The organism is Novosphingobium sp. PhB165 (assembly GCF_004341845.1).
Taxonomy (GTDB): Bacteria; Pseudomonadota; Alphaproteobacteria; order Sphingomonadales; family Sphingomonadaceae; genus Novosphingobium.
This window is the reverse complement of sequence record NZ_SLVB01000012.1, coordinates 49,790-72,191: the sequence shown is the minus strand read 5'-3', so window position 1 is coordinate 72,191 and position 22,402 is coordinate 49,790. Positions and strand designations below refer to the sequence as shown.

Annotated in this window: 22 protein-coding genes; 8 read left to right on the top strand and 14 right to left on the bottom strand. The window is 65.2% G+C overall.

Annotated elements, in window-relative coordinates:
- Nucleotides 1-7: 7 nt before the first annotated feature.
- Both EDF56_RS23255 and EDF56_RS23250 read right to left on the bottom strand, forming a co-directional pair.
- Complete coding sequence (locus tag EDF56_RS23255) at nt 8-1,099, bottom strand: zinc-binding dehydrogenase (RefSeq protein ID WP_132392085.1); 1,092 nt, start codon at nt 1,097-1,099, stop codon at nt 8-10.
- Entirely contained in the window at nt 1,096-2,751 is a 1,656-nt protein-coding gene (locus tag EDF56_RS23250) for a choline dehydrogenase (protein ID WP_132392083.1), read from the bottom strand. Before EDF56_RS23250 ends, EDF56_RS23255 begins: the two co-directional genes overlap by 4 nt.
- 216 nt (nt 2,752-2,967) lie before the next feature.
- Here EDF56_RS23250 and EDF56_RS23245 point away from each other — a divergent pair, with 216 nt between their 5' ends.
- Complete coding sequence (locus EDF56_RS23245) at nt 2,968-5,367, top strand: TonB-dependent receptor (protein WP_132392081.1); 2,400 nt, start codon at nt 2,968-2,970, stop codon at nt 5,365-5,367.
- Nucleotides 5,368-5,405: 38 nt separating this feature from the next.
- A complete protein-coding gene (locus EDF56_RS23240; RefSeq protein ID WP_132392079.1) occupies nt 5,406-6,149 on the top strand; it encodes an SDR family oxidoreductase in 744 nt (247 codons plus the stop codon).
- Here the strand turns inward: EDF56_RS23240 and EDF56_RS23235 are convergent.
- On the bottom strand, nt 6,134-6,613 hold the full coding sequence (locus EDF56_RS23235; protein WP_243652808.1) for a nuclear transport factor 2 family protein: 480 nt from the start codon (nt 6,611-6,613) through the stop codon (nt 6,134-6,136). The genes EDF56_RS23240 and EDF56_RS23235 overlap by 16 nt on opposite strands.
- 31 nt (nt 6,614-6,644) lie before the next feature.
- Here EDF56_RS23235 and EDF56_RS23230 point away from each other — a divergent pair, with 31 nt between their 5' ends.
- Nucleotides 6,645-7,721: a DUF1214 domain-containing protein gene (locus EDF56_RS23230; RefSeq protein ID WP_132392077.1), complete on the top strand. Its 1,077-nt coding sequence runs from the start codon at nt 6,645-6,647 to the stop codon at nt 7,719-7,721.
- A gap of 16 nt (nt 7,722-7,737) precedes the next feature.
- Here the strand turns inward: EDF56_RS23230 and EDF56_RS23225 are convergent, their stop codons facing one another.
- Nucleotides 7,738-8,433, bottom strand: coding sequence for a hypothetical protein (locus EDF56_RS23225; RefSeq protein ID WP_132392075.1), 696 nt, complete (start codon nt 8,431-8,433; stop codon nt 7,738-7,740).
- A gap of 207 nt (nt 8,434-8,640) precedes the next feature.
- Here EDF56_RS23225 and EDF56_RS23220 point away from each other — a divergent pair, with 207 nt between their 5' ends.
- Nucleotides 8,641-9,459: a TIM barrel protein gene (locus tag EDF56_RS23220; protein ID WP_279389733.1), complete on the top strand. Its 819-nt coding sequence runs from the start codon at nt 8,641-8,643 to the stop codon at nt 9,457-9,459.
- Nucleotides 9,460-9,531: 72 nt separating this feature from the next.
- Here EDF56_RS23220 and EDF56_RS23215 read toward each other — a convergent pair whose 3' ends face one another.
- From EDF56_RS23215 to EDF56_RS23170, 10 genes are all read right to left on the bottom strand, one after another.
- On the bottom strand, nt 9,532-10,497 hold the full coding sequence (locus EDF56_RS23215; RefSeq protein ID WP_132392073.1) for an aldo/keto reductase: 966 nt from the start codon (nt 10,495-10,497) through the stop codon (nt 9,532-9,534).
- 20 nt (nt 10,498-10,517) lie between these two features.
- Nucleotides 10,518-11,054, bottom strand: coding sequence for a nuclear transport factor 2 family protein (locus EDF56_RS23210; RefSeq protein WP_132392071.1), 537 nt, complete (start codon nt 11,052-11,054; stop codon nt 10,518-10,520).
- A gap of 4 nt (nt 11,055-11,058) precedes the next feature.
- Nucleotides 11,059-11,604: an SRPBCC domain-containing protein gene (locus tag EDF56_RS23205; protein ID WP_207904971.1), complete on the bottom strand. Its 546-nt coding sequence runs from the start codon at nt 11,602-11,604 to the stop codon at nt 11,059-11,061.
- 11 nt (nt 11,605-11,615) lie between these two features.
- Nucleotides 11,616-12,386: an SDR family oxidoreductase gene (locus tag EDF56_RS23200; RefSeq protein ID WP_132392069.1), complete on the bottom strand. Its 771-nt coding sequence runs from the start codon at nt 12,384-12,386 to the stop codon at nt 11,616-11,618.
- On the bottom strand, nt 12,383-13,882 hold the full coding sequence (locus tag EDF56_RS23195) for an FAD-dependent oxidoreductase (protein ID WP_132392067.1): 1,500 nt from the start codon (nt 13,880-13,882) through the stop codon (nt 12,383-12,385). The genes EDF56_RS23200 and EDF56_RS23195 overlap by 4 nt, the downstream gene beginning before the upstream one ends.
- Before the next feature lie 69 nt (nt 13,883-13,951).
- Nucleotides 13,952-14,989 carry a 4-hydroxy-2-oxovalerate aldolase gene (gene dmpG, locus EDF56_RS23190; protein ID WP_021234620.1) on the bottom strand — a complete coding sequence of 346 codons (1,038 nt, stop codon included), beginning with the start codon at nt 14,987-14,989 and terminating at the stop codon, nt 13,952-13,954.
- 19 nt (nt 14,990-15,008) lie between these two features.
- Entirely contained in the window at nt 15,009-15,950 is a 942-nt protein-coding gene (locus EDF56_RS23185) for an acetaldehyde dehydrogenase (acetylating) (RefSeq protein WP_132392065.1), read from the bottom strand.
- A gap of 33 nt (nt 15,951-15,983) precedes the next feature.
- The gene (locus EDF56_RS23180; RefSeq protein WP_132392063.1) at nt 15,984-16,787 is read right to left on the bottom strand and encodes a fumarylacetoacetate hydrolase family protein; all 804 of its coding nucleotides are present in this window, start codon (nt 16,785-16,787) and stop codon (nt 15,984-15,986) included.
- Nucleotides 16,784-17,599 (bottom strand): alpha/beta hydrolase, encoded by an 816-nt coding sequence (locus EDF56_RS23175; RefSeq protein WP_132392061.1) that lies wholly within the window; start codon nt 17,597-17,599, stop codon nt 16,784-16,786. Before EDF56_RS23175 ends, EDF56_RS23180 begins: the two co-directional genes overlap by 4 nt.
- Before the next feature lie 14 nt (nt 17,600-17,613).
- Nucleotides 17,614-18,825 (bottom strand): acyl-CoA dehydrogenase family protein, encoded by a 1,212-nt coding sequence (locus EDF56_RS23170; RefSeq protein ID WP_132392059.1) that lies wholly within the window; start codon nt 18,823-18,825, stop codon nt 17,614-17,616.
- Nucleotides 18,826-19,005: 180 nt separating this feature from the next.
- Here EDF56_RS23170 and EDF56_RS23165 point away from each other — a divergent pair, with 180 nt between their 5' ends.
- The 4 genes from EDF56_RS23165 to EDF56_RS23150 are packed head-to-tail and all read left to right on the top strand — an operon-like array spanning nt 19,006 to nt 22,398.
- Nucleotides 19,006-19,773: an SDR family oxidoreductase gene (locus EDF56_RS23165; protein ID WP_132392057.1), complete on the top strand. Its 768-nt coding sequence runs from the start codon at nt 19,006-19,008 to the stop codon at nt 19,771-19,773.
- Between the two features lie 5 nt (nt 19,774-19,778).
- On the top strand, nt 19,779-20,711 hold the full coding sequence (locus EDF56_RS23160; RefSeq protein ID WP_132392055.1) for a VOC family protein: 933 nt from the start codon (nt 19,779-19,781) through the stop codon (nt 20,709-20,711).
- A complete protein-coding gene (locus tag EDF56_RS23155) occupies nt 20,708-21,589 on the top strand; it encodes a CoA-transferase (RefSeq protein WP_347813000.1) in 882 nt (293 codons plus the stop codon). The genes EDF56_RS23160 and EDF56_RS23155 overlap by 4 nt, the downstream gene beginning before the upstream one ends.
- Nucleotides 21,589-22,398 (top strand): ketoacid CoA transferase, encoded by an 810-nt coding sequence (locus EDF56_RS23150; RefSeq protein WP_132392053.1) that lies wholly within the window; start codon nt 21,589-21,591, stop codon nt 22,396-22,398. Before EDF56_RS23155 ends, EDF56_RS23150 begins: the two co-directional genes overlap by 1 nt.
- Nucleotides 22,399-22,402 lie beyond the last annotated feature (4 nt).

Here is a 22,402-nt window from a genome sequence, read left to right as displayed (position 1 = left end):
CCTAGCCTTATTCGAAGCTTACGACCACGCGCAGGGCATCGCCCGATTTCATCAGCGCGAAGCCCTCGTTCACGCGCGCCATCGGCAGGCGGTGCGTTACCAGATCGTCGAGATTGAGCGTGCCATCCGCATAGTGCTCGAGCAGCGCCGGAAGCTGGCTGCGCCCACGCACATTGCCCATGAACGATCCCTTGACCGTGCGGCCCAGTTGCAGGTCGAACGGCACGATCTGCATCGTCTCGCCATCTGCCGGCACGCCTAGCACGACGCAGCAGCCCCAGCCGATGCGGGTGCTTTCGAAAGCCTGCCGCATCAGTGCCGCCTTCCCCACGCATTCGAAGGCGAAGTCTACGCCCCCGCCGGTAATGGCGCGAATGGCGGCAACCGGATCGACGGTTGTGGGATCGATGAAATGGGTAAGGCCGAAGCGCTCGCCCTGCGCCTCGCGGACCGGGTTCACGTCTATGCCGATGATCGTCCGGGCCCCGGCCAGCCGTGCACCCTGCACGACGTTGAGGCCGATGCCGCCTAGGCCGAACACGACAACGCTCGCGCCCTCATGCACATGCGCCGTGTGCAGCGCCGCGCCCACACCCGTCGCCACGCAGCAGCCCGCAGTGCAGGCCAGATGCAGCGGCACGTCGGCGCGGATCGGGGCGACATTGCGTTCGTGCATGACCATGAACTGGGCCAGCGATCCGACGCCCGAATAAGCGGAAACAGGCTTGCCGTTCAGCGAAAAGCGCGTCGGCTGGGTGGCGATTTCGCCAAGGAATAGTTCGCAAAGGTTGGTCTTGCCGGACAGGCAGTTGGCGCAGGCGCCGCATTCGCCGATGGCCAGCGCGATCACGTGATCTCCCACCGCCACCGTTGCGACTTCAGCGCCCACCGCGCGAACGATCCCCGCGCCCTCATGCCCGACGACGACGGGGAAGGGATAGGGCGCCGCCTTGCCGTCAAGCTGGCTGAGATCGGTGTGGCACAGTCCGCTGGCCATGATCTCGATCAGGACTTCGCCCTCGCCCGGCGGGGCGAGGTCCAGCTCCTCGCGCACCAGCGGTGCGCCGGGCGCGTGGCAGACCATTGCTTGAACTTTCATGCATTTTCTCCGGAAAGCTGGGCTGCAGGCGGGGGCGTGCGGCCAAGGATCATGTCGGCCGCCTTCTCCGCGATCATGGCCACGGGGATCGCCGTGTTCCCGCCCACCAGATGCGGCATGACGGAGGCATCGACCACGCGCAGCCCGTCCACGCCGCGCAGGCGCAATTGCGGGTCCAGCACGGCCCCGGCGTCCGCGCCCATGCGTGCGGTGCCGACCGAGTGGTAATCGGCCTCCGCATGGGCGCGGACATGGGCGTCCAGCGCTTCGTCGCTCTCTATGGAGGCGCCGGGCGCCAGTTCCTCGCCCCGGCATGTGTCGAACGCGGGCTGGGCGAAAATGCGGCGGGCGGCGCGGATTCCCTCGCGCATGACGCGGCGGTCGTGCTCGGTGCCGTTGTAATTCTGGTCGATCACCGGCGGAGCGGCAGGATCGGCGCTGGCCAAGGTGACGGTGCCGCGTGCTTCGGGGCGGGCGACGTTGATGTGCGCGTAGAAGCCGTGGCTCGGCTCCATCTTGCGGCCGTTGTTGGCGAAGAGGGCCATGACCAGCAGCATCTTGATGTCGGGCTCCGCCAGCGCCGGGTCTGATCGCACGAAGGCGGCGACCGACATGCCGGGATCCGCCAGCGGCCCGCTGCGCGCGGCGAGATATTGACCCATCGCTGCGATGCCGCGCAGCGGGCTCAGATAGCGCAGCATCGACCAGGGCTTGGTCGAACGGTACTTCACATGGGCGGCTAGGTGGTCCTGCAGATTGCGGCCGATTTCCGGGACATGCGCTACCACGTCGATCCCGTGGCCACGCAAGTGCTCCGCATCGCCAAGCCCGGACAGCATCAGCAGTTGCGGCGTGTTGATCGCCCCGCTGCTGACGATCACTTCGCGCCGGACAAGGGCGGTGTGGTGCTCTCCCTGCCGGAGATAGATTACGCCGCCAGCCCGCTTGCCCTCGAACAGCACGCGCAAGGCCTGCGCGCCGGTCAGCACGGTCAGGTTGGGGCGATGGCGCACCGGGCGGAGATAGGCAGAGGACGCGCTCGAGCGCCGCCCGTTCCCGATGGTGAGGTCTACCGGCCCCACCCCGTCGCGCGCCGTGCCGTTGAGGTCCGCGCAGAACGGATAGCCGGCCTGCTGGGCCGCCGAGGCGAAGGCCTGGGCGAAGGGGTGATCCTGCCCGGCGCGGGTGACGGCGATCGGTCCATCGTCGCCGTGCCATTGGTCCCGCGACGGGGCATAGCTTTCCAGCCGGTGAAAGTATGGCAGCACTTCAGCAAACGACCAGCCCGTGCATCCCTGTGCCGCCCAGCGGTCATAGTCCGAATGGAAGCCCCGGTCGTAGGTCATGCCATTGATGGAAGATCCGCCGCCCAGGACCTTGCCGCGCGGCAGATAGAGCGGCCGGTCATCCAGATGCCGCTGCGGGGCGGACATGTAGCGCCAGGCATGGCTGCCGCGCATCATGATTGGCAGCAACCCGCCCGGCGCCGCGATCAGCGGGCTGCGGTCGTTTCCACCCGCTTCCAGCAGCAGCACGCGGCACCTGGGATCGGCCGAGAGTCGGTTCGCCAGGATACAGCCGGCGACCCCCGCGCCGGCAATGACGAAGTCGAACTGCGGTGCATCGCCGGTTCGGGCGATTCCATCAGCCATGCTCTCTCCCAACGTCTTTTATCGAACGCACGCGGCAGATTTGCTTCGCGTACTGAACCGTCATTTGCGTAAATATGTCATCAAAAATACGCGCGAACAAGAAACATATTGCCATATGATTTGATGAATCATATTCAATGAAGGTGAATCGGATGCGCGAAAGCGCGGCGTGAATATGATGCGCAAACGCGCACAGGGTTTCGGGAGAGAAAGATCGTGAATAGGTTCCTGGCCGCTTCGGCCCTCGCCACCAGCATGTCCATCGTCGCCGTCCCGGCACTTGCCCAGGATGCAGGGCAGGACAATGCCCAGTCTGCGACGGCGACAGCGCAGCCGGCGAAGCAGGAAGTGGAGATCGGCATCGGCGACATCGTCGTTACCGCGCAGAAGCGTTCGGAAAACGTCCAGAACGTGCCCATTGCCATCTCGGCCGTCAGCAGCGCCTACCTTGACAGCCGCGGCGTCGATTCCATCGACAAACTGGGCACCATCGCGCCCAACATGAAGATCGAACGCGCACCGGGTTCCAAGACCGTCTCGCAGATTTCCATCCGTGGTTCAGTGACGATCAATCCTGCAATCACCTGGGAGCCGGCGGTCGGCCTCTATCTCGACGGAGTCTACATCGCCAAGGCGCAGGGCTCGATCTTCGACATCGCCGATCTGGAACGCGTGGAAGTGCTGCGCGGCCCGCAAGGCACGCTCTATGGCCGCAATGCGCTGGCCGGCGCGGTGAACCTGATCACGCGCAAGCCCAGCGGCGAACTGGGCGGCACGATGGAAATGACGTACGCCAGTTTTGACGAGATGAAGTTCCGCGGTGTGCTGGATCTGCCGAAGATGGGCATCTTCTCTGTAAAACTCTCCGGCCAGTACCGCAGCCGGGGCGGGTTGATCGATATCGTACCCAACCCCATCCCGAACGTGCCCGCCGCGCTGCCGCCCCGCGTGAACAAGACGGACTCGATCAACAGCGGCAGCTTCATGGTGCAGGTCCGCGCCGAACTGGCGGACAACGTCACCGCGGACTACACCTACGACTACAGCCGCAGCAAGCAGACGCCGCAGCTATCGCAGTTGCTGCAGGTGAACCAGAACGGCGACCCGCGTGACATCTTCGATCCCAATTCGCCCAGCTATCCCTTCGTTGGCGCGAATTTCCCGCTCAATCTCTATACCGATCCCAAGCGCGTCACGACCGCATCGATCGATGCCGATGTCTACGAAAAGACCCGCAGCTACGGCCATGCGCTGACGCTGACCGGCGAATTCGGCGCGGCCACGGTGAAGTCCACCACCGCCTATCGCAACCTGAAGTACGATGACGGACTCGATCTCGACGGTTCGCCGCTGCCGGTGGCCTATACCCAGCGCCTGACCGACTATCACGCCTTCAGCCAGGAACTACAGGTGACGGGCAAGGCCCTGTCCGACAAGCTTTCCTACGCGGCGGGTGCCTTCTACTTCACGGAGAAGGCGGCAACCGACAATCCGCAGAGCTATTTCGGCGGCGGCACCGATCTCGATTCCGATTACGGATCGCACACCAAGGCCTTCGCGTTCTACACTCAACTCGATTACGAAATCCTGCGCGGTCTGAAGCTGACCGTGGGTGGGCGCTACACGCATGAGAAGAAGGACATCAGTCGCTTCTTCCGCATCAATTACGATGCGGCGAACGGCATCACCTCTCCGGTTGTCGTGGCAGACATTCCCTATGGCGGCGTGCCCGATGCCAAGTACAACAGCTTCACCCCCGCCGTGACGCTGGGCTATGAAGTGACCGACCAGGTCAATGTCTATGCCCGCTATGCCAAGGGCTTCAAATCGGGCGGCTTCAATGGCGAGACCAACGTCTTCGTCGCGCCGACGCCGGAATGCCCCTCGGGCGCACTGGAACTTTGCAATCCATACAAGCCCGAAACGGTCGACAGCTACGAACTTGGTATCAAGACCAAGACCTTCGGCAACCGCCTGATCTTCAATATTTCCGCCTTCCGGGACGAGCACAAGGACATGCAGCTGGCGGTGTTCACCGCCGGGCTTGGCGCCGCCTCCATCGTGCGCAATGCCGGTGCGGCGCGCATCCAGGGGCTTGAGTTCGAAACGGTGTTCCATCCCTTCGACGCGCTGACGCTGAACGGATCGCTGGCGCTGCTCGATCCCAAGTACAAGCGCTTCATGGATCTGGTGAACGGCGTGGAGACCAACGTGGCCGACAACCGCGCCTTCCCCCATGCGCCGAAGGTTACGGCATCGGGCGGCGCGGACCTGCGGGTTGCCGAAGGCGATTGGGGCAAGCTGAACCTCTACGCCGATGTCAGCTACGTCGCGAAGTACTACACTTTCCCCTATGCGCTGGTGACCGACAATCCGTCGGACCAGAATGCGCACACCACGCAGTCCAAGGGTCGCACCATCGTCAACTTGCGCGCTAGCCTGACCAAGCTGCCGCTGCTGGGCACCGATGCGGAACTTTCGTTCTTCGTGCGTAACCTGACGAAGGAAGCCAATCCGGGGAACTTCATCGACTTCGGCCCCAGCTTTGGCGGCATGGTCGTGGGCTATTTCCCCGAACCGCGCACTTTCGGGGTGACGGCCGGCGTGAAGTTCTGACACAGCGCCGGAAACAAGAACGAGAACGGGAGACGGCCATGCTCTTTGCAGGCAAGAAGGTACTGATTACCGGCGCGGCATCGGGCATTGGCCGCGCCACCGCAATCCGCTTCGCGGCGGAAGGCGCAGCGGTCACCATTGGCGATCGCAATGCGGCGGGTCTGGAAGAGACCGCCGCGCTGATGGCAAGCACGCCGACGATCCAGACGTACGATGCCACCGACCTGGCATCGTGCCGCGCGCTGGTGGACGTGGCGGCGCGCGATGGGCTGGACGTGCTGTGCAACATCGCCGGAATGTTGAAGTGGGGATCGTCGGAGACGTTCTCGCTCGACGATTTCGAACTGCTGCTGAAGATCAACACTACCAGCGTCTTTGCGCTCTGCCAGGCGGCGCTGCCGCATCTGGTGAAGAGCGGTGGCAATATCGTCAACACCGCCAGCACCGCCGCGCTTCAGGGCATTGCCTATACGATCGCCTATTCGGCATCGAAGCACGGCGTGGCGGCGATCACCAAGGGGTTGGCCATCGAGTACGGTGCCAAGGGCGTGCGCGTGAACGCGATCTGCCCCGGCCATGTCGAAACCCCGATGACGCGCGACACGCCGGTGCCGGAAGGCGATATCGACTGGTCGGTGGTGATGCGCAATGCGCCCAAGCTGCGCGACGGGTCATGCTCGCCGGATGACGTGGCGAACATGTTCGCCTTCCTCGCCAGCGATCAGGCCAGCAAGGTGACCGGCGCGCTGTTCACCGTGGACGGCGGTCAGCTCGCGGGCTGAGCGGGAGTCAGCAGGATGCGCGCCGCCTCGCTCCCATCCAGCAGGGCATTGCGGCGGTGAACCACCCGCCAACCATTGGTGCGACGTTCCAGCGTCCAGCGGTTGGCGGCCACGCGATAGGGCGCGAACCCTTCGGGGCCATGGCGGAATACGACGCTGTGGCCCCGTGCGGTGGCTCTATCGCCATCGATCTCCACGGCCACGGGGCCCAGCAGATGCGCGCAGCCATCGGCCATCAGCGCGCGGTGCGTATCCCCCTCTATCAGCGCGGCGATCGCGGCATGGCCTTGCGCCTGCGCGAAGCCGACCACTTCATAGATGCCGTCCTTGGCCCAGAGCGCGGCCAGCGCCTGTGCCTCGCCGGCATCGGCCAGCGGACCATAGCTGGCGATCAGATCGCGGATCGCCTCGCGGTCTTCCAGCAGGCGCAACCGTGTGGCCAGCGATTCAAGCAATTCGGACATCGTTTCTCCCATCGGAAAGGGGTTTGCAGCCATGGCGGAACAAGGTCATCTCGATAGTGTCTGGCGCCAGTTCTGCGCCGCGCTGGCGGAGGCGGGTGAAGTGCTGGCGCGGCCGGCCGCGCCCACCACGCCGATCGATCAGGCGGAAGGGCTGCGCTATCTCAGCCGCCTGACGCGCACGGCGCTGAACATGTTGGTGGACTCCGCCGATCCCGATTTCCCGCGCCTGTTCATGCTGTGCGACGACAGGATCAAGATCGGCGCGGACAATCCGGACAACATCTACCAGCAATGCGTCGTCAGCCCGGACCGGATCTATCGCATCACCGGCAAGCGCAACACGGTTCCCTACTTCTCCATCGGTAGCAAGGCTAACCGCTACGCCACCGACGGCACGATGGTCTCCACCGGAGAGCTTGAGTTCGCGGACATGAAATTCGGCCCGGACGGCAGCTTCGAAGTGATCGTGAGCCGCACGCGGCATCCGGGCAACTGGCTGCCGATGGCGGACGACACGTCGCTGTTGATCGTGCGCCAGACGTTCGACGACAAGCGCACGCAAGTCGCGGCAGACGTCCATGTAGAGCGGATCGGCGCCGGCCCTGCGGTTCCCGCCATTCTCACGCCCGCTGCGATCGAGGGGCAACTGATGGGCGCGGCGCAATGGGTGCGGGGCACCGCCAATACCTTCGCGGACTGGTCCGAATGGTTCAAGAGTCAATCCAACGCGGTCTATGACGGCGATCAGCAGGTGTTCTGGAAGGCCGGCGGCGATCCGAACATCTGGTACGGCCACCTCCATTTCGATCTTGCGCCGGGGGAGGCGCTGGTGATCGAGGCGCAAGTGCCCGAATGCCGCATGTGGAACTTCCAGATCGACAACTGGTGGATGGAATCGCTGGATCACGTGCATCAGAAGGTCTGGGTCAACGGCTCTCAGGCCCGGTACGAGGCGGACGGCAGCGTGGTGGTGGTCTGCGCCGATGCCGATCCGGGCTTCGGCAACTGGATCGACCTTGCCGGGCATCGTTCGGGCACCGGGCTGTGGCGCTGGATCGGAGCCAGCGAATATCCGGTGCCGCGCTGCCGCGTCGTCAAGCTGACGTGACGGGTATGGGCCGAAATCACAGCTCGACAATCGAGAGGATGTGGCTGGCCTGATCCGGAAATACGTAGTCGAATTCGAAATGCATGGCCTCGCCAAGCTGGCCGGCGCGGATCAGGTCGGTCTCCACGAAGACCTGCACGCCGCCCCGGCCATAGGCAAAGCGCGTGCAGTCGCCGAAGACGGGTGAAGCATCCAGCCGTGCGTCCACGGCAGCGTCTCCCGGCCGTGCGCGGTTCATGGTTACGTGGATGCGATTGCGATAGTCGGGATCGTTCGCGGTCAGATCGCGCAAGGCAAGCACCAGACTTTCCAACTCCTCAAGCGAGGGGATCAGAAAGCCGAAATGGAAGCTGGCTTCGGGATCGGCGGCGAGCATCGCACGGTAAGAACCGACCACTTCGTGCTCGTGCTCCGTGCCGATGCCGAGGGCAGCGCGGATCGTCTCGATCAGACGGACCTGGGGAGCGGGGAGGGCAGAGAGGTAGACGATTCCGTCGCCGCGGGCGAAATGGCCGGAGTTGACTACGAAGCGATAGAAATTGCCGCCGGGTAGGGGCAAGGCCTGCGTCTGGATCAAGCCGAACAGCGATAGCAGCCGCGCGGCGAGGGGGCCGTCTTCGGGCGCGGCATAGTGCAAGGCCAGATGGCCCATGGACTGCCCCGCCGGGGGCAAGGTCTGGTCGATAACGTCGGACGGAGATCGGGTTGCCATGGCCGTTCCTCTCGATGGCTTCTGCTGAGCCTTTGTCGCGCGGTCGATCAAGGCCAACGCGAATGCCACGGCATAGTGGAGAAAGGAGTCTCCGCAATCAATATTTGCGTAAAAATAATTTCCATAATTGTGATATTAGCCACAAAATGTGATTTTCAGTTGAGGTTATGCGTATATTTGAGCGCCGAATTTCGTTAGAATGCGGAGATGGATTCTATCCGCTCCCATCGCCTTTCCCTGGATCACATCACGGCCGTCGATGCGACACCGCGGCTGTTGGCCGAAACGGCTGCGCAAGCGGGCTGCTCGGGCATCTGCTTGTTTATGGAGCCGATGGCGGTGCTGCCCACGATGCCGCCGTTCGATCTGCTTCACGACCCGCACGCCCGGCGAGAATTGGCGAGGTGCCTTGCCGATCTCGGGATCGCGTTCGATCTGGCCTACCCCTTCACTTTGACCGGACGGACCGATCCGGCGTCTTTTGCAGCGGCCTTGGAGACCGCTGCAGAACTGGGGGCGGATCTGGTGAACGTGCTGGCTTACGATCGCGATCCTGCGCGTCGCCTCGATATCTTCGGCCGGTTTTGCGATCGCGCGGCTGAGTTCGATCTGCGCGTGGCTGTCGAGTTCTATCCGCCCTCGCAGATCGGTTCGCTGGCGGCGGCGCTGGAACTGGTGGGGGCGATCAAGCGACCGGGGCGGGTGGGCGTCAATGTCGACATCCTGCACCTCATCCGCTCGCGCGGCACGCTGGCGGAATTGAAGGCTGCACCGGCCGGTTCGATCCTGTACGGCCAACTCTGCGACGGCATGCTCGCTGCGCCCGAGGATATCGAGCACGAAGCCTCCCGCGCGCGTTTGCTGGCCGGGGAAGGGCAGTTCGATCTGGCAGGTTTCGTGGCCGCGCTTCCGCCGCAAACGCCGATCAGCGTGGAAATACCGCGCGATCACGCCCTTGCCCTGCCGCGCGAACGCCGCGTGGCCGAAGCGTTGGACAGCGTGCGTGCGGCGCTGGGTTGGAACTGAAGGAAAAACGGCGAGGAGCCTCCCCGCTCCCCGCCGTTACCTGAGCCGTATCTGACTTGGGGGCCAGATGGGTCAGGCCGCGCGGAGCTGGGCCAGTTCCGCTGCGGATAAGGTGAGGGTGGCCGCCTTGACGCTCTCGGCCACCTGTTCCGGCGTGGAGCCGCCGAAGATCGGTACGGTCTGGTCGGGCTGGTTGGTGAGATAGGCCAGCACCACTTCGTTCACCGATACGCCGTGCCGCTCGGCCAGTTCGAGAACGGCGGCTAGGCGGGCGTCGTTGGCCGGATTGGCGTAACGCGCGGTGAGTTGATCGCCGAGATCAGCACCGCTGGCACGCTTGGTGAAGTAGCCCCCGCTCTGCGCGGCGTAGGCCAGGATCGGCAGCCCGGCGGCATGCACGCCCTCGTATTCGCCCTCGTAATAATGGACGTAGCCCTGCTGCGCGGCCGCGGCGATGCCTGGCACGGCAAGACCCCAGAACGTTTCGGAAGCGACGAAGCCTGGCTTGCCGATCGAGGCGGCGTAAGTGTTGGCGGCCTTGATGCGCTCAGCCGACCAGTTGGAGGCTGCGAAGTGCCGGATGCGTCCGGCCTCCTGATGGCCGACGAGGGCGTTGACGATGATCTCGACTGGAGCGTCCTCGTTATCCATGTGCAGGAAATAGAGGTCGATCGTGTCCACGCCGAGGTGATCGAGGCTCTGGGCAAGGTCTTGCGCCACATCCTCGGGCGTGCAGCGGTTGCGATAGTCGCCCTTCCGCAGATCGAAAAAGCCGCCCTTGGTGGCGATGACGAAATCCTCGCGCTTGCGGGCCTTCAGCCAAGCGCCGACCGCACGCTCGCTGGCTCCTGCAGGGGCATCCGGCATCCAGTCGCCATAGGACCGGGCCGTATCGATGAAATTGCCGCCAAGCCCGGCGAACGTGTCCAGGATGGCATTCGAATGCGGCTGGTCGATCATCCAGCCAAGCATGTTGGTGCCGTAGCACAGCGGGCTCACCGAAAGATCGGTGCCGCCAAGGGGTACGCGTGAAAGCATGTGGCAATCTCCCGCGAAAGTCAGGCAACCTCGTCCCATTGGATGAGGTGGGTGATATCGGTACGCTCGGCCGGCTTCAGGCCGGTTTTCGCCAGCATGTGCTCGGTGATGCGCGTATCGGGGCGGATCGGCTGAACCACCTCTATCACGCGGTCGTACTCGGTGCGGGCGACCTTCCATTGCCCGCCCTCACGCCGATAGCGGTCGCGATAGATAGCGCTGCCGAACGTATGGTCGCCGCGTTCCAGATCGATGAAGATGTCTTCCAGATACCATACCCCTTCGGCCGAATTGTCGCCGGTCAGGATGATTTCCGGGCTGTGCCCGTGGTGCATGGCCAGCGCGCCCGAATGGAACGAGTTGGCGAGGAAGGTCAGCATCTCCGCCTTGCCAGAAAATGTCACGCGATAGGCGCCGCCGCGATAGTCCACGGCGATGTCGTCGGTGAACAGGCCTTCCAGCAGAGCCATGTCGGCCGTGTCGATGCCGCGGAAATAGCGGTGCTTGAGCATGCGGATCTCTTCGAGATCGGTCAGTTGCTGAAGTGTCATGGCCATGATGTCAGTTTCCTTTGGATGCGGCCCAAAGCGCCTCGGCACGGGCCTTCAGGGCGCGGCCGCTGTCATCGAAGGCGCGCTTGACCCAGGGGCCGGCGAAGCGGTGGACGTGAATGCCGTTCATGCCGAGAAAGGCGTCGGTGGAGGCATAGCGGCAGGATTCCGGCCCGGTCGCCGCGATCACCTGATCGCGCCGGGCCGGGTAAGGCCATTCGCGCGACCACGGCAGCGACCATGAGAGCAGCCGCTCCGGCTCGAAACCGCAGACGAATTCGCAGTTGGGCACCAGCGTGCCGGGCACGGCATAGTTCACCAGCGCCATTTCCACCGGAGCGCCCATTTTCAGCGTGGAGCGGGCGCGCACGCAGAAGGGGTTCCAGTCGGCATAGGCGTCCAGATCGGTCAGCACCTGCCAGACCACGCGGGCAGGGGCGGCGATCTCCACCGTCTCGCTGACGGTCACCGCTTCCGGATCCAGCCCTTCCAGCGGGTCTTCGGCCAGCGAACGCGCGGCCTTCATCCAGTCGAGGTCGATCCATTCGGGCAACATATGCATCTCCCTCAGGGTGCGACCCAGTCGCCGCCGTTGACGTCCAGCGCGGCGCCGGTGATCTCGCTGGCATAGTCGGACAGCAGGAACAGCACGGCCTTGGCGCAATCGGCGTCGGGCGGGATGCGGCCCACCGGGATCTGCGCCACGCGTTTCTTGCGGAAGGCCTCGGCGCCGTCGCCCAGCGTTTCCAGCCAGGTCTCCAGCGGAGCGCCCATCATCCAGCCCATCAGCGCGGTATTGACGCGGATGCCCGTTCCCGAAAGTTCGACGGCCAACTGACGCGTCATCTGGTTCAGCGCCGCCTTGCCCATGGCATAGCCGCCTTCACCGGGCATGGGTTTGCGCGTGGCGAGGGTGGAGACGTTGACAATCGAGCCCGTCCCTTGCGCCTTCATCGTCGGGATCACGGCCTGCGCCATGCGCAGGCCCCCGATCGCGATCACGTCCAGCGCAGTGCGCAACTGGTCCAGGTCGTGGCTTTCCAGCGGCTGCCAGTCGGGGTGGTAGTAGGCCGAGTTAGCCAGACCGTCGATACGCCCCCACTTCGCCAGCGCCGCCTCCGCCAGAGCGCGGCATTGCGCCATGTCAGCGACGTCGCAGGGTACGGCGATGGCTTCTCCGCCCTGGGCGCGGATGTCGGCGGCCAGCGCTTCGATGGCATCGCGAGAGCGGGCCGAGACGATCACGCGCGCACCGTCGCGCGCGGCGGCGCGGCAGAGCGCCTGCCCCATGCCGGGGCCGGCGCCGGTGACGATGACGACTTTGTCCTTGAGAATCATGCCAGTTCTCCCCCCGTTACGGCTTTCGCCGCGATTGTTTCAGCGGCCACTGCGCGGCCTGCCTGTCGTCCGAAGAAGGTGCAGTCGGCCAAGCTGAGGCCCGAGCTATAGCCATGCCCCCATGCCGGCAGACCCGACGTGCAGCGCCCGGCCGCGTAGAGTCCCGGAACCGGCCGCTCATCGAGGCCCAGCACGCGCCCGTCCAGATCGGTGTGCAGCCCGCCGAGCGTGAAGAAGGAGAAATAGGAACTGTCGAAATTCAGTTCGAGCGCCACGAACGGCCCCTGATCGAGCGGCGTCAGGATCGGCGCCTGCTTGTCGAACAACGGATCGCGGCCTTCGTGGGCATGGCGGTTGTAGAAGGCCATCGTGGCCGCCAGCGTGCCCGTGGGCATCTCCAGTTCGGCTTCGACCTCCTCCCAGGTCTCGCCCGTCGCGGCGATGGCGATGCGCGCGATTTCCAGCGGCTGCACGAAATGCGCCATGTCCAGCAGCAGGAAGAGCTTGCTGCCCGGCTGGTCCAGCATCGTGCGGCTGACCCGGCCGTGGTAGCAATCCTCGTTGATGAAGCGCTGGCCCTGCTCGTTGACGAAGACGCCGTAGGCGTGGCTCTCCGGCATCGTCCAGGGGCAGGTGGTGAAGAACTGGTCCATGTGGATCGCGTCCCCACCCGCGCCCATGCCGAGCAGGATGCCGGTGCCGTCGTCCTTCTCGCCGATGGGATCGTGGATCTTGCTGGTCAGCGGGGCATAGCGGCGCAGCATGTCGGGGTTCATCGCGAAGCCTCCGGTTGCCAGCACCACGCCCTGACGCGCGCGGACGAAGCGGTTGGCATTGTCGATCCGGGCGATCAGGCCGACGATGTGTCCGTCTTCTTCGATCAACGCGACGACACGGGCGTCGGTCATCACGTGCACACCGGCATCGCGCGCGCGGGCTTCCAGAATGTCCACCAACGGCCGTCCGCCGCCCCAGCCCATGTGCTGGATTACATGGCCGCGCGGGGCCGGTTTGGCGTGATCGCGAAACGGCGCTGCCGCTTCGCTGCCGGACCAGATCAGGGTGGAATCGTCAGTTGGCTCGATGTGTTTTCCGGGCAGGAAGTTGCCGCGATAGGGCACGCCCTGCGCCTTCAGCCATTCGTAGTGGGCCAGGGACTCGCGGGCATAGAGGTCGCACTTCGCCTCGTCTGCACAGGGGCCGCCGGCCATCTTCAGATAGCGGGCGAAATCCTCGGTCGCGTCCTCGAACCCGGCGCTGCGCTGGGCATCGGTGCCGCCGCTGCCGCCGATGTAGATCTCCCCGCCGGACAGTGCCGAAGCGCCGCCGCTGCCCGAATTGCGTTCGAACAGCAGCACTTCGGCCCCGGCACTGCGGGCCTCGATCGCGGCGCAAGCTCCGGCCGCGCCGAAGCCGCCGACGGCAACGTCCGTCTCATGATCCCAGCGCGGCACGTCCGCGGCCGGGAAGGGCTTGTGCAACGAAATTTCCGCCATGGTTCTCCCCCGGGCATCCTCTCTTGGCAGTGCGCCCCCGTCTTTGCGCGGAGGCTGCACCTGTTGGACTCAGGCCGTCTGGGCTTTCAGCATGTCCAGGGCGACATCGACGATCATGTCTTCCTGGCCGCCCACCATCTTGCGGCGGCCCAGTTCGACCAGGATCGTGCGGGTATCGAGGCCGTAAGTCTCCGCCGCCTTCTCTGCATGGCGCAGGAAGGAGGAGTAGACCCCGGCATAGCCGAGCGCGAGCGTCTCTCGGTCGACGCGGACCGGGCGGTCCTGCAGCGGCCGTACGAGATCTTCGGCCGCATCCATCAGCGCCATGACGTCGCAGCCGTGGTTCCAGCCCTTGCGGTCGGCAGCGGCAACGAAGACTTCCAGCGGCGCATTGCCCGCGCCCGCGCCCATGCCCGCCAGCGAGGCGTCGATGCGCACCGCGCCTTCCTGCGCGGCGACGATCGAGTTGGCGACGCCCAGCGAGAGGTTGTGGTGCGCGTGCATCCCGCGCTGGGTCTCCGGCTTCAGCACCCGGTCATAGGCGGCAAGGCGCGCGGCCACGCCGTCCATGTCGAGCGCGCCGCCGCTGTCGGTAACATAGACGCAGTGCGCGCCGTAGCTTTCCATCAGCAGGGCCTGCGCGGCCAGCGCCTCGGGCTCGATCATGTGGCTCATCATCAGGAAGCCGGACACGTCCATGCCCAGATCGCGGGCGATGCCGATGTGCTGCTTCGAAACGTCCGCCTCGGTGCAGTGCGTGGCGACGCGGACCGAACGCACGCCGATGTCATAGGCGCGGCGCAGTTCCTCCACGGTGCCAAGGCCGGGCAGGATCAGCGTGGTGAGCACGCTGTTTTCCAGCACGTCGGCCACGGCTTCCAGCCATTCCCAGTCCGTATGCGCCCCGAAGCCATAATTGAAGCTGGTGCCGCTGAGGCCGTCGCCATGCGCCACCTCGATCGCGTCCACGCCCGCCTTGTCGAGCGCGGAGGCGATCGCGCGCACGTGGTCGATGCCGTACATGTGGCGGATGGCGTGCATCCCGTCACGCAACGTCACGTCCTGGATGTAGAGCTTTTCGCCCGCATCGACGTTGAACTTGCCCATTGTCGTAAACTCCTGCGGATCAGGCCGGGGTCGCGGCGGCCATGCGGCGCTCGGCGAGAAGTTCGCCGGTGGCCTTGGCGGCGGCGGTCATGATGTCGAGATTGCCGGAATAGCTGGGCAGGTAATCGCCCGCGCCTTCCACTTCGAGCAGGATCATCGTCTTGATCCCGGTGAACACGCCCATGCCGGGGATCTTCAGCGGGTTGTTGTCACCAAAGCGTTCGAACTGCACTTCCTGCTTCAGCCGGTAGCCGGGCACGTATTTCTGCACTTCGGCCACCATGTCCTGCACCGACTGGCGGATGGCGTCCTCATCCCCGCCTTCGGACAGGGTGAAGACGGTGTCGCGCATGATCATCGGCGGTTCGGCGGGGTTCAGGATGATGATCGCCTTGCCCTTGGTGGCGCCGCCCACGGCTTCGATCGCGCGGGAGGTGGTGCGGGTGAACTCATCGATATTGGCGCGCGTGCCCGGCCCGGCGGAGCGGGAGGAGACCGATGCGACGATTTCCGCATAGTGCACTTTGCCCACGCGGCTGACGGCGGCGACCATCGGGATCGTCGCCTGTCCGCCGCAGGTCACCATGTTGACGTTCGGCGCGTCCAGATTGGCCCGCATGTTGACCGGGGGCACGATGAACGGCCCGATGGCGGCGGGCGTCAGGTCCACCACCTGGATGCCGTCGGCGCGCAGCGCCTCGTCATGCACTTTGTGGGCGTAAGCGCTGGTGGCGTCGAAGGCGATGCCGATTTCGGGATAGCAGGGCAGCTTCTTCAGCCCCTCTAACCCCTCATGCGTGGTGGCGATGCCGTGCTGGCGGGCCATGGCAAGGCCTTCCGATGCGGCATCGATGCCGACCACGGCGGCGAGTTCCATATTCTGGGGGTACTTGATCATCTTCATCATCAGGTCGGTGCCGATATTGCCCGAGCCGATGATGGCGGCCTTCACGCGTGCCATGGTTCCGGTATCCTTACACAAAGCGGGTAATTCTCAAACAAATCGAGCCTGGCAGCGGCCGATGGCCTGGCCGCCCGCCGCAGGGTTCCTGTCGGAGAGGATCATTTCGAAGCTGTCGCCCTTCACCGCGGGCGCGAGGGGGACGAGCGATCCGGACAGGATCACGTCGCCCGCATCCAGCGTGACGCCGTAAGCGCCCAGCGTATTGGCCAGCCAGGCCACCGCCTGCGCGGGATCGCCCTGCACGGCATGGCCATAACCTTCCGAAAGCGGCTCTCCGTTCTTGGTGACGGCCACGTGCAGGCCCGGCAGGTCGAACGCACGCGGATCGAGCCGCTCCTCGCCCAGCACGTAGACGCCGCAGGAGGCATTGTCGGATACCGTATCGACGATGCCGATCTTCCAGTCGGTAATGCGGCTGTCGACGATCTCGAAACAGGGGACCACGCTCTCGGTCGCCGCCAAGACCTGTCCGGCGGTGACGCCGGGGCCGGAGAGGCCTTCCTTCAGGATGAAGGCGATCTCCGCCTCCGCGCGCGGGGCGATCAGCGCCTTGGCGTCCACATCGATATCGCCTTCGACATGCATCCAGTCGGTCAGGAAGCCGAAGTCCGGCTGGTGCACGCCCAGCATGTCCTGCACCGCCTTGCTGGTAACGCCGATCTTCTTGCCGACGACCTTTTCGCCATCGGCCAGCCTCCGCCTCAGGAAATCAAGGCTGATGGCATAGGCATCGTCCACCGTCAGCGCCGGATCGCGCGCGATCAGCGGGGCGAGGGTGCGGCGTTCGCGCAGGGCTTCATAGAGTTCCTGCCCGTGGCGTGTCGCGGCCGTCATCGCAGGAACTCCACGACATAACGGTTGAACTCCGCCGCGCGTTCCACCTGCACCCAGTGGCCGGTGTGGGCGAAAGTGATCGCGCGCACGTTCGGGCAGCGTTCGAGGAAGAGGCGGGCATGGCTTTCCGGGCAGAACTCGTCGTTCAGGCCCCAGAGCACGAAAACCGGCTGCGCAATCCTGGCAAGGTGCGGGCTGAGGTCGGGCGTGCGCATCCGCACGATCACGTCCTTGGGCTGGGTGCGGGCCACTTCGAAGCGTTCGGCCACCAGTTCCTCGGTAATGAGGTGGTGCGCTTCGGCGTGGAGCAGGTTGCCGATCAGGCGGCGCTGCTCGTCCAGATTGAAGTCCGGCCCGCCGAAGTTGGAGACCATCTTGGCGATGCCGGGCATCACGAAATAGGCTTCCCGCTCGGCAACGCAGCCGGGGGCCATCAGCACCAGCTTCTCGGCGAAGGCGGGATGGTCCAGCGTCATTTGCAGGGCGATGCCGCCGCCCAGCGAGTTGCCCACCAGCACCGCGCGTTCGATGCCGTGCGCCGCCAGCGCCTCATGCAGCGTGTCGGTGAACAGCTGCAGCGTGTAGTCGATCCCCTCCGGCTTGGATGAGGCGCCATAGCCGATCAGGTCGGGCAGGATAACGCGGAAGCCCGCCGCCACGAAGGCGTCGATATTGCCGCGGAAGTTGGATCCGCCCGATGCGCCCGGCCCGCTGCCGTGGATGAACACCACGGCAGGGCCTTCGCCTGCCTCCTGGATCTGGATTTCGTGGCCGCCGCTTACGCGGTGACGGGCCGTTTTTAACGTCGCCATCGTGCCGCCTCCCCTCAAAGGAACGTGAAAGTGGGCGCCTGACCCAGCATCCCGCCGACGAAATCGGTCGTGCGGTTGTTCGGATCGTTGGCGACGTGGGCGCGGCCGGCGTGGAGATCGAGCCAGGGCTGGATGATCTCGCTGGACATATAGACCGCGCGGCCACCCAGCAGCTTGACCATGTCGTCCACCAGTTCGGCCATGCGCCGCACGACCGAGGAGGAGTTGTAGGCGTAGCGGGTGCGCTTCTCCATCGGGATCGCCTCGCCGCGTTCGGCATGGCCCATCAGGTCTTCGAACGTCAGGCGCAGGGTCTGTTCCATCTCGGTCACTTCCGCTTCGGCGCGTGAGATCGCGGCGAGCAGGAAGGGATCGTGCTTGGATGCCTTGCCGGTGTTGGTGGAGATGCGGCTCTGCGCGATGTCCATTGCCGCATTGATCGCCGCGCGCGCGCCGCCGAAGGCCGCGGTGGAGACGGAGCGGGTGAAGACCTGCGCCCAGGGCAGCGTGTAGAGCGGCCCGGGATTGGTTTCCTGACCGGGGTTGGCGCAAAGGAACCCATCCATCGCGCGGTGCGTGCGGTATTCGGGCACGAAGACATCGTCGACGATCACGTCATGGCTGCCGGTCCCCTGCAGGCCGAAGACGTGCCAGGCGTCGGTATCGATGGTGTAGTCGCTGCGCGGCAGCAGGAACGCGCGCATGTCCGGCGCGCCGCCCGGCTCGCTGGGCGGCACCAGCGCGCCCAGGATCACCCATTGGCAGTGAACCGATCCGGTGGAGAAGCCCCAGCGGCCCGACAGGCGGAAACCACCGTCCACCGGCGTGACTTTGCCCACCGGCTGATAGCTGGAAGAGGCGAGGGCGGAGGTGTTCTCCCCCCAGATCTCGACCTGCGCCTCTTCGTGGAACAGCGCGATCTCATAAGGGTGGCATCCCACCACGCCGTACATCCAGCCGGTGGACATGCAGCCCTCGGCCAGAGTCTTCTGCACATCGAAGAAGACATTGGGATGCATTTCATAGCCGCCCCAGCGGCGCGGCTGCAGGATGCGGAAGAACCCGGCTTCGTGAAGCTCGGCAATCGTTTCTGCCGGAACGTCGCGCTCTGCGACGCAGCGGCGGGCGCGTTCCTTTAACGTGGGCACCATGGCGCGTGCACGGGCAACCAGATCCTCGGGACTGGGCACGGCGGCGTCGGACGGCGCGGAGGCTGCGCTGGCCATCTTTGCGATCTCTCCCTTCATTCGAATCAATTTACGCCCTTTGGCGCTACATTCGTAATTTGAAATGGCACTCGATACGCAAATCGTCAATTGAAAACCCATTACGCTTTCGATATTGCCAAATTCGAATCTGATGCAGGAACGAATCCTGCAATCGGACAACGAAGGGAGAGAGGCCCCGTGAAGGGCAGGCAAGAGATCGATCTTTCCGGGCGCGTGGCGATCGTCACTGGCGGTACGCGCGGCCTTGGGCTGGCGATGGCGCGGATGCTGGCGGACAGCGGCGCGCATGTGGTGGTCTGCGGTCGCAACCAGCCGGAGACACTACCTGCCGGGCTGGAGTTCCGCGCCGCCGACATTCGCGAGGCCGATCAGGCGCGCGCACTGGTGGAAGGCGTGGTCGCCGATCATGGGCGACTCGATATTCTGGTGAACAACGCCGGCGGATCGCCGCAGGCCGATGCCGCCACCGCCAGCCCGCGCTTCTTCGATGCCATCGTGCGGCTGAACCTGCACGCCGCCATGTACATGGCGCAGGCCGCGCACGCGCCGATGCGCGCGGTGGGTGGCGGCAGCGTGGTCAATATCGCCAGTGTTTCGGGCATTCGCCCGTCACCGCAGACGGCCGCTTACGGCGCGGCCAAGGCGGGCCTGCTCAACCTGACGCAGAGCCTTGCCCAGGAATGGGGCCCGGACGGCATTCGGGTGAACGCGGTGATCGTCGGCCTGATGCAGACCGAAACCGCCGACGCGACTTACGGCGATGCCGAAGCGCAGGCGGCGGTCGGCAATTCGCTGCCGCTGCGCCGGATGGGGCGCGGCGAGGATATCGCCGGCGCGGTTCTCTGGCTCTGCTCCGATCTGGCGAGCTGGGTGAGCGGCGCCCGCATCAACGTCGATGGGGGCGGCGAGCGGCCGTACTTCCTCGACCTCGTGAAAGGAAACTGACAGCCATGGGTATCAAGGCGCTCGGTTACGTAGTGATCGAAACGGCCAAGCCCGCCGAATGGGATGCCTTCCTGGCCGACATCGTGGGAACGATGCGGGCGGGCGGCGGTGAGGGTGTTGCGCTCTACCGGATCGACGATCGCCCGTTCCGCTTCCGCATCGAAACCGGAAAGCGGGAACACTTCCGCGCCGCCGCCTACGAAGTGGGCGATGCGCAGGAACTGGCCGAAGTCCGCGACAAGGTGGCGGCAGCGGGCCGTCCCATCGCGGAAGGGAGTGCCGATGAAGCGCGCGAGCGCGGCGTTACCGCCTTCTTCCGCACCAGCGATCCGGCGGGCAACGGTCTGGAATTTTTCCACGGCGACGTGCGCGACGATGTCGCCTTCGTTTCGCCCGCGGGCGTCAGCGGTTTCGTCACCGGCGACATGGGAATGGGCCACACGGTCTTCGCCGCGCCGAACTTCGCCGAATGCCACGAATTCTATCGCAGCATCGGGTTCCACGACACCGACATTCCGCGCTTCCACTTCAGCGACGCGGCGGACGATCCGGGCATGGGCTTTGCCTTCATGCACGCGGACAACGGCCGCCACCACTCGGTCGCGCTGGGCGAGATGCCGATGCCGCCGTCGGGCTGCGTCCACCTCATGCTCGAAATGAAGGCGCAGGCGGACGTGGGCAAGTGCCACGACCGGATGCGGCTGGCCAAAGTGCCTGAAAGCGCCTCGATCGGCCGCCACGTCAACGATCAGACCTTCGGCTTCTACATGCAGTGCCCCGGCGGTTTCGATTTCGAGGTCGGCGCCGATCCGCTGGTGATCGACCCCGCCAGTTGGGAGCCGACCGCCCATCTCGTGCCCAGCGAATGGGGGCATGTCTGGGCCTGGCAGAAGGCTCTTGAGGAACAGGACCAGAAAGAACGGGAAGAGGGAGCATGATGCTCGACAAGCGCATGAGCGCGGCGGAAATCGTCGCGCAGATAAAGGACGGGATGACCGTCGGGATCGGCGGCTGGGGGCCGCGCCGCAAGCCGATGGCGCTGGTGCGCGAACTGCTGCGTTCGGACGTCAAGGACCTGACCGTGGTTGCCTATGGCGGCGCCGATGTCGGCATGCTTTGCGCGGCGGGGAAGGTTCGGAAGCTGGTTTTCGCCTTCGTCTCGCTCGACGCGATTCCACTGGAGCCCTGGTTCCGCAAGAGCCGTGAAAGCGGCGCGCTCGAAGTGCTCGAACTGGATGAGGGCATGTTCCAGTGGGGCCTGAAGGCCGCCGCGTTCGGCCTGCCGTTCCTGCCCACCCGCGTCGGCCTCGGCACCGATCTGGCCGCGCTGGGCGGGCTGAAGACGGTGCAGAGCCCCTACGACGATGGCGAGACGCTGATCGCGATGCCCGCGCTCAAGCTCGATGTCGCGCTGCTGCATGTCAACCGCAGCGACTGGCGCGGCAACGTGCAGGTCTTCGGGCCGGATTCCTACTATGACGAGTGGTTCGCCAAGGCGGCCGCAAAGACCTTCGTTTCGTGCGAGGAACTGGTCGACCGGATGGAGGACCACTACCCCGAGCAGGCGCGGGACAACCTGTTCGAACGCTGCTTCGTCAGCGGCGTCATCGAAATGCCGGGCGGCGCGCATCCCAGTTCGATGCCCCCGCATTACGGCTGGGACATGAAGGCGTTCAAGGCTTACGCCGCCGCCGCGAAAGATCCGGGCGACTGGGGCGCGGTGCAGGACCGTTTCGTCGGCGCGAACGAGGCCGACTATCTCAACAGCATTGGCGGAAAGGAGGCGGTGGCGGCTCTCCCGCTCCCGATATTCTGATGAACCAGATAACAACGATCAGCACGATCACACTGGCAGAACTCTGCATTTTCGCCGCTTCGGAGGCTTTCCGGGGTAATGGCGAAGTGATCGCCACCGGCGTCGGCCCGGTGCCGCGCCTTGCCGCCGGGCTCGCCAAGCTGACGCATACCCCCGAACTGATGATGACCGATGGCGAGGCCTATCTGGTGGAGCAGCCGGTGCCGATCGGCCCGCGCGCCTATGACGATCGCAAGCCGGCGGGCTACCTGCCGTTCTCGCGCTTCTTCGACAGCGCGGTGTGGACCGGCCGCCGCCACGCGATGGTAACGCCGACGCAGCTGGACCGCTTCGGCCAGATCAACCTCTCGTACATGGGCGGCACTTATCGCCAGCCCAAGACACAGATGCTGGGCGTGCGCGGCTTTCCGGGCAACACGATCTACCACGCCAATTCGTTCTTCTTTCCCGCTCACGGCCCGCGTGTCTTCGTGCCGGGCGAAGTCGATATGATCTCCGGCGTCGGGTACAATCCGGCCAAGCGCGTGGCGGGCGGCAATTACTCCGGCGTGGACCTCAAGAGCATCGTCACCAACCTTTGCGTGATGGACTTCGGGGGCACGGATAAGGCGATCCGCGTCGTCTCGCTGCACCCCGGCGTCACGTTCGAGGAAGTGCAGGAAGCGACCGGCTTCGCGCTGGAACAGGCGCCGGAAATCACCGTGACGCCGCTGCCCGGTGCAGAGGCGCTGGCAGTGATCGCCGCGCTCGATCCGCACGACATCCGCGCCACCGTCATCAAGGACAACCCGCCGGCCGTCAGGGCCTGAGCGG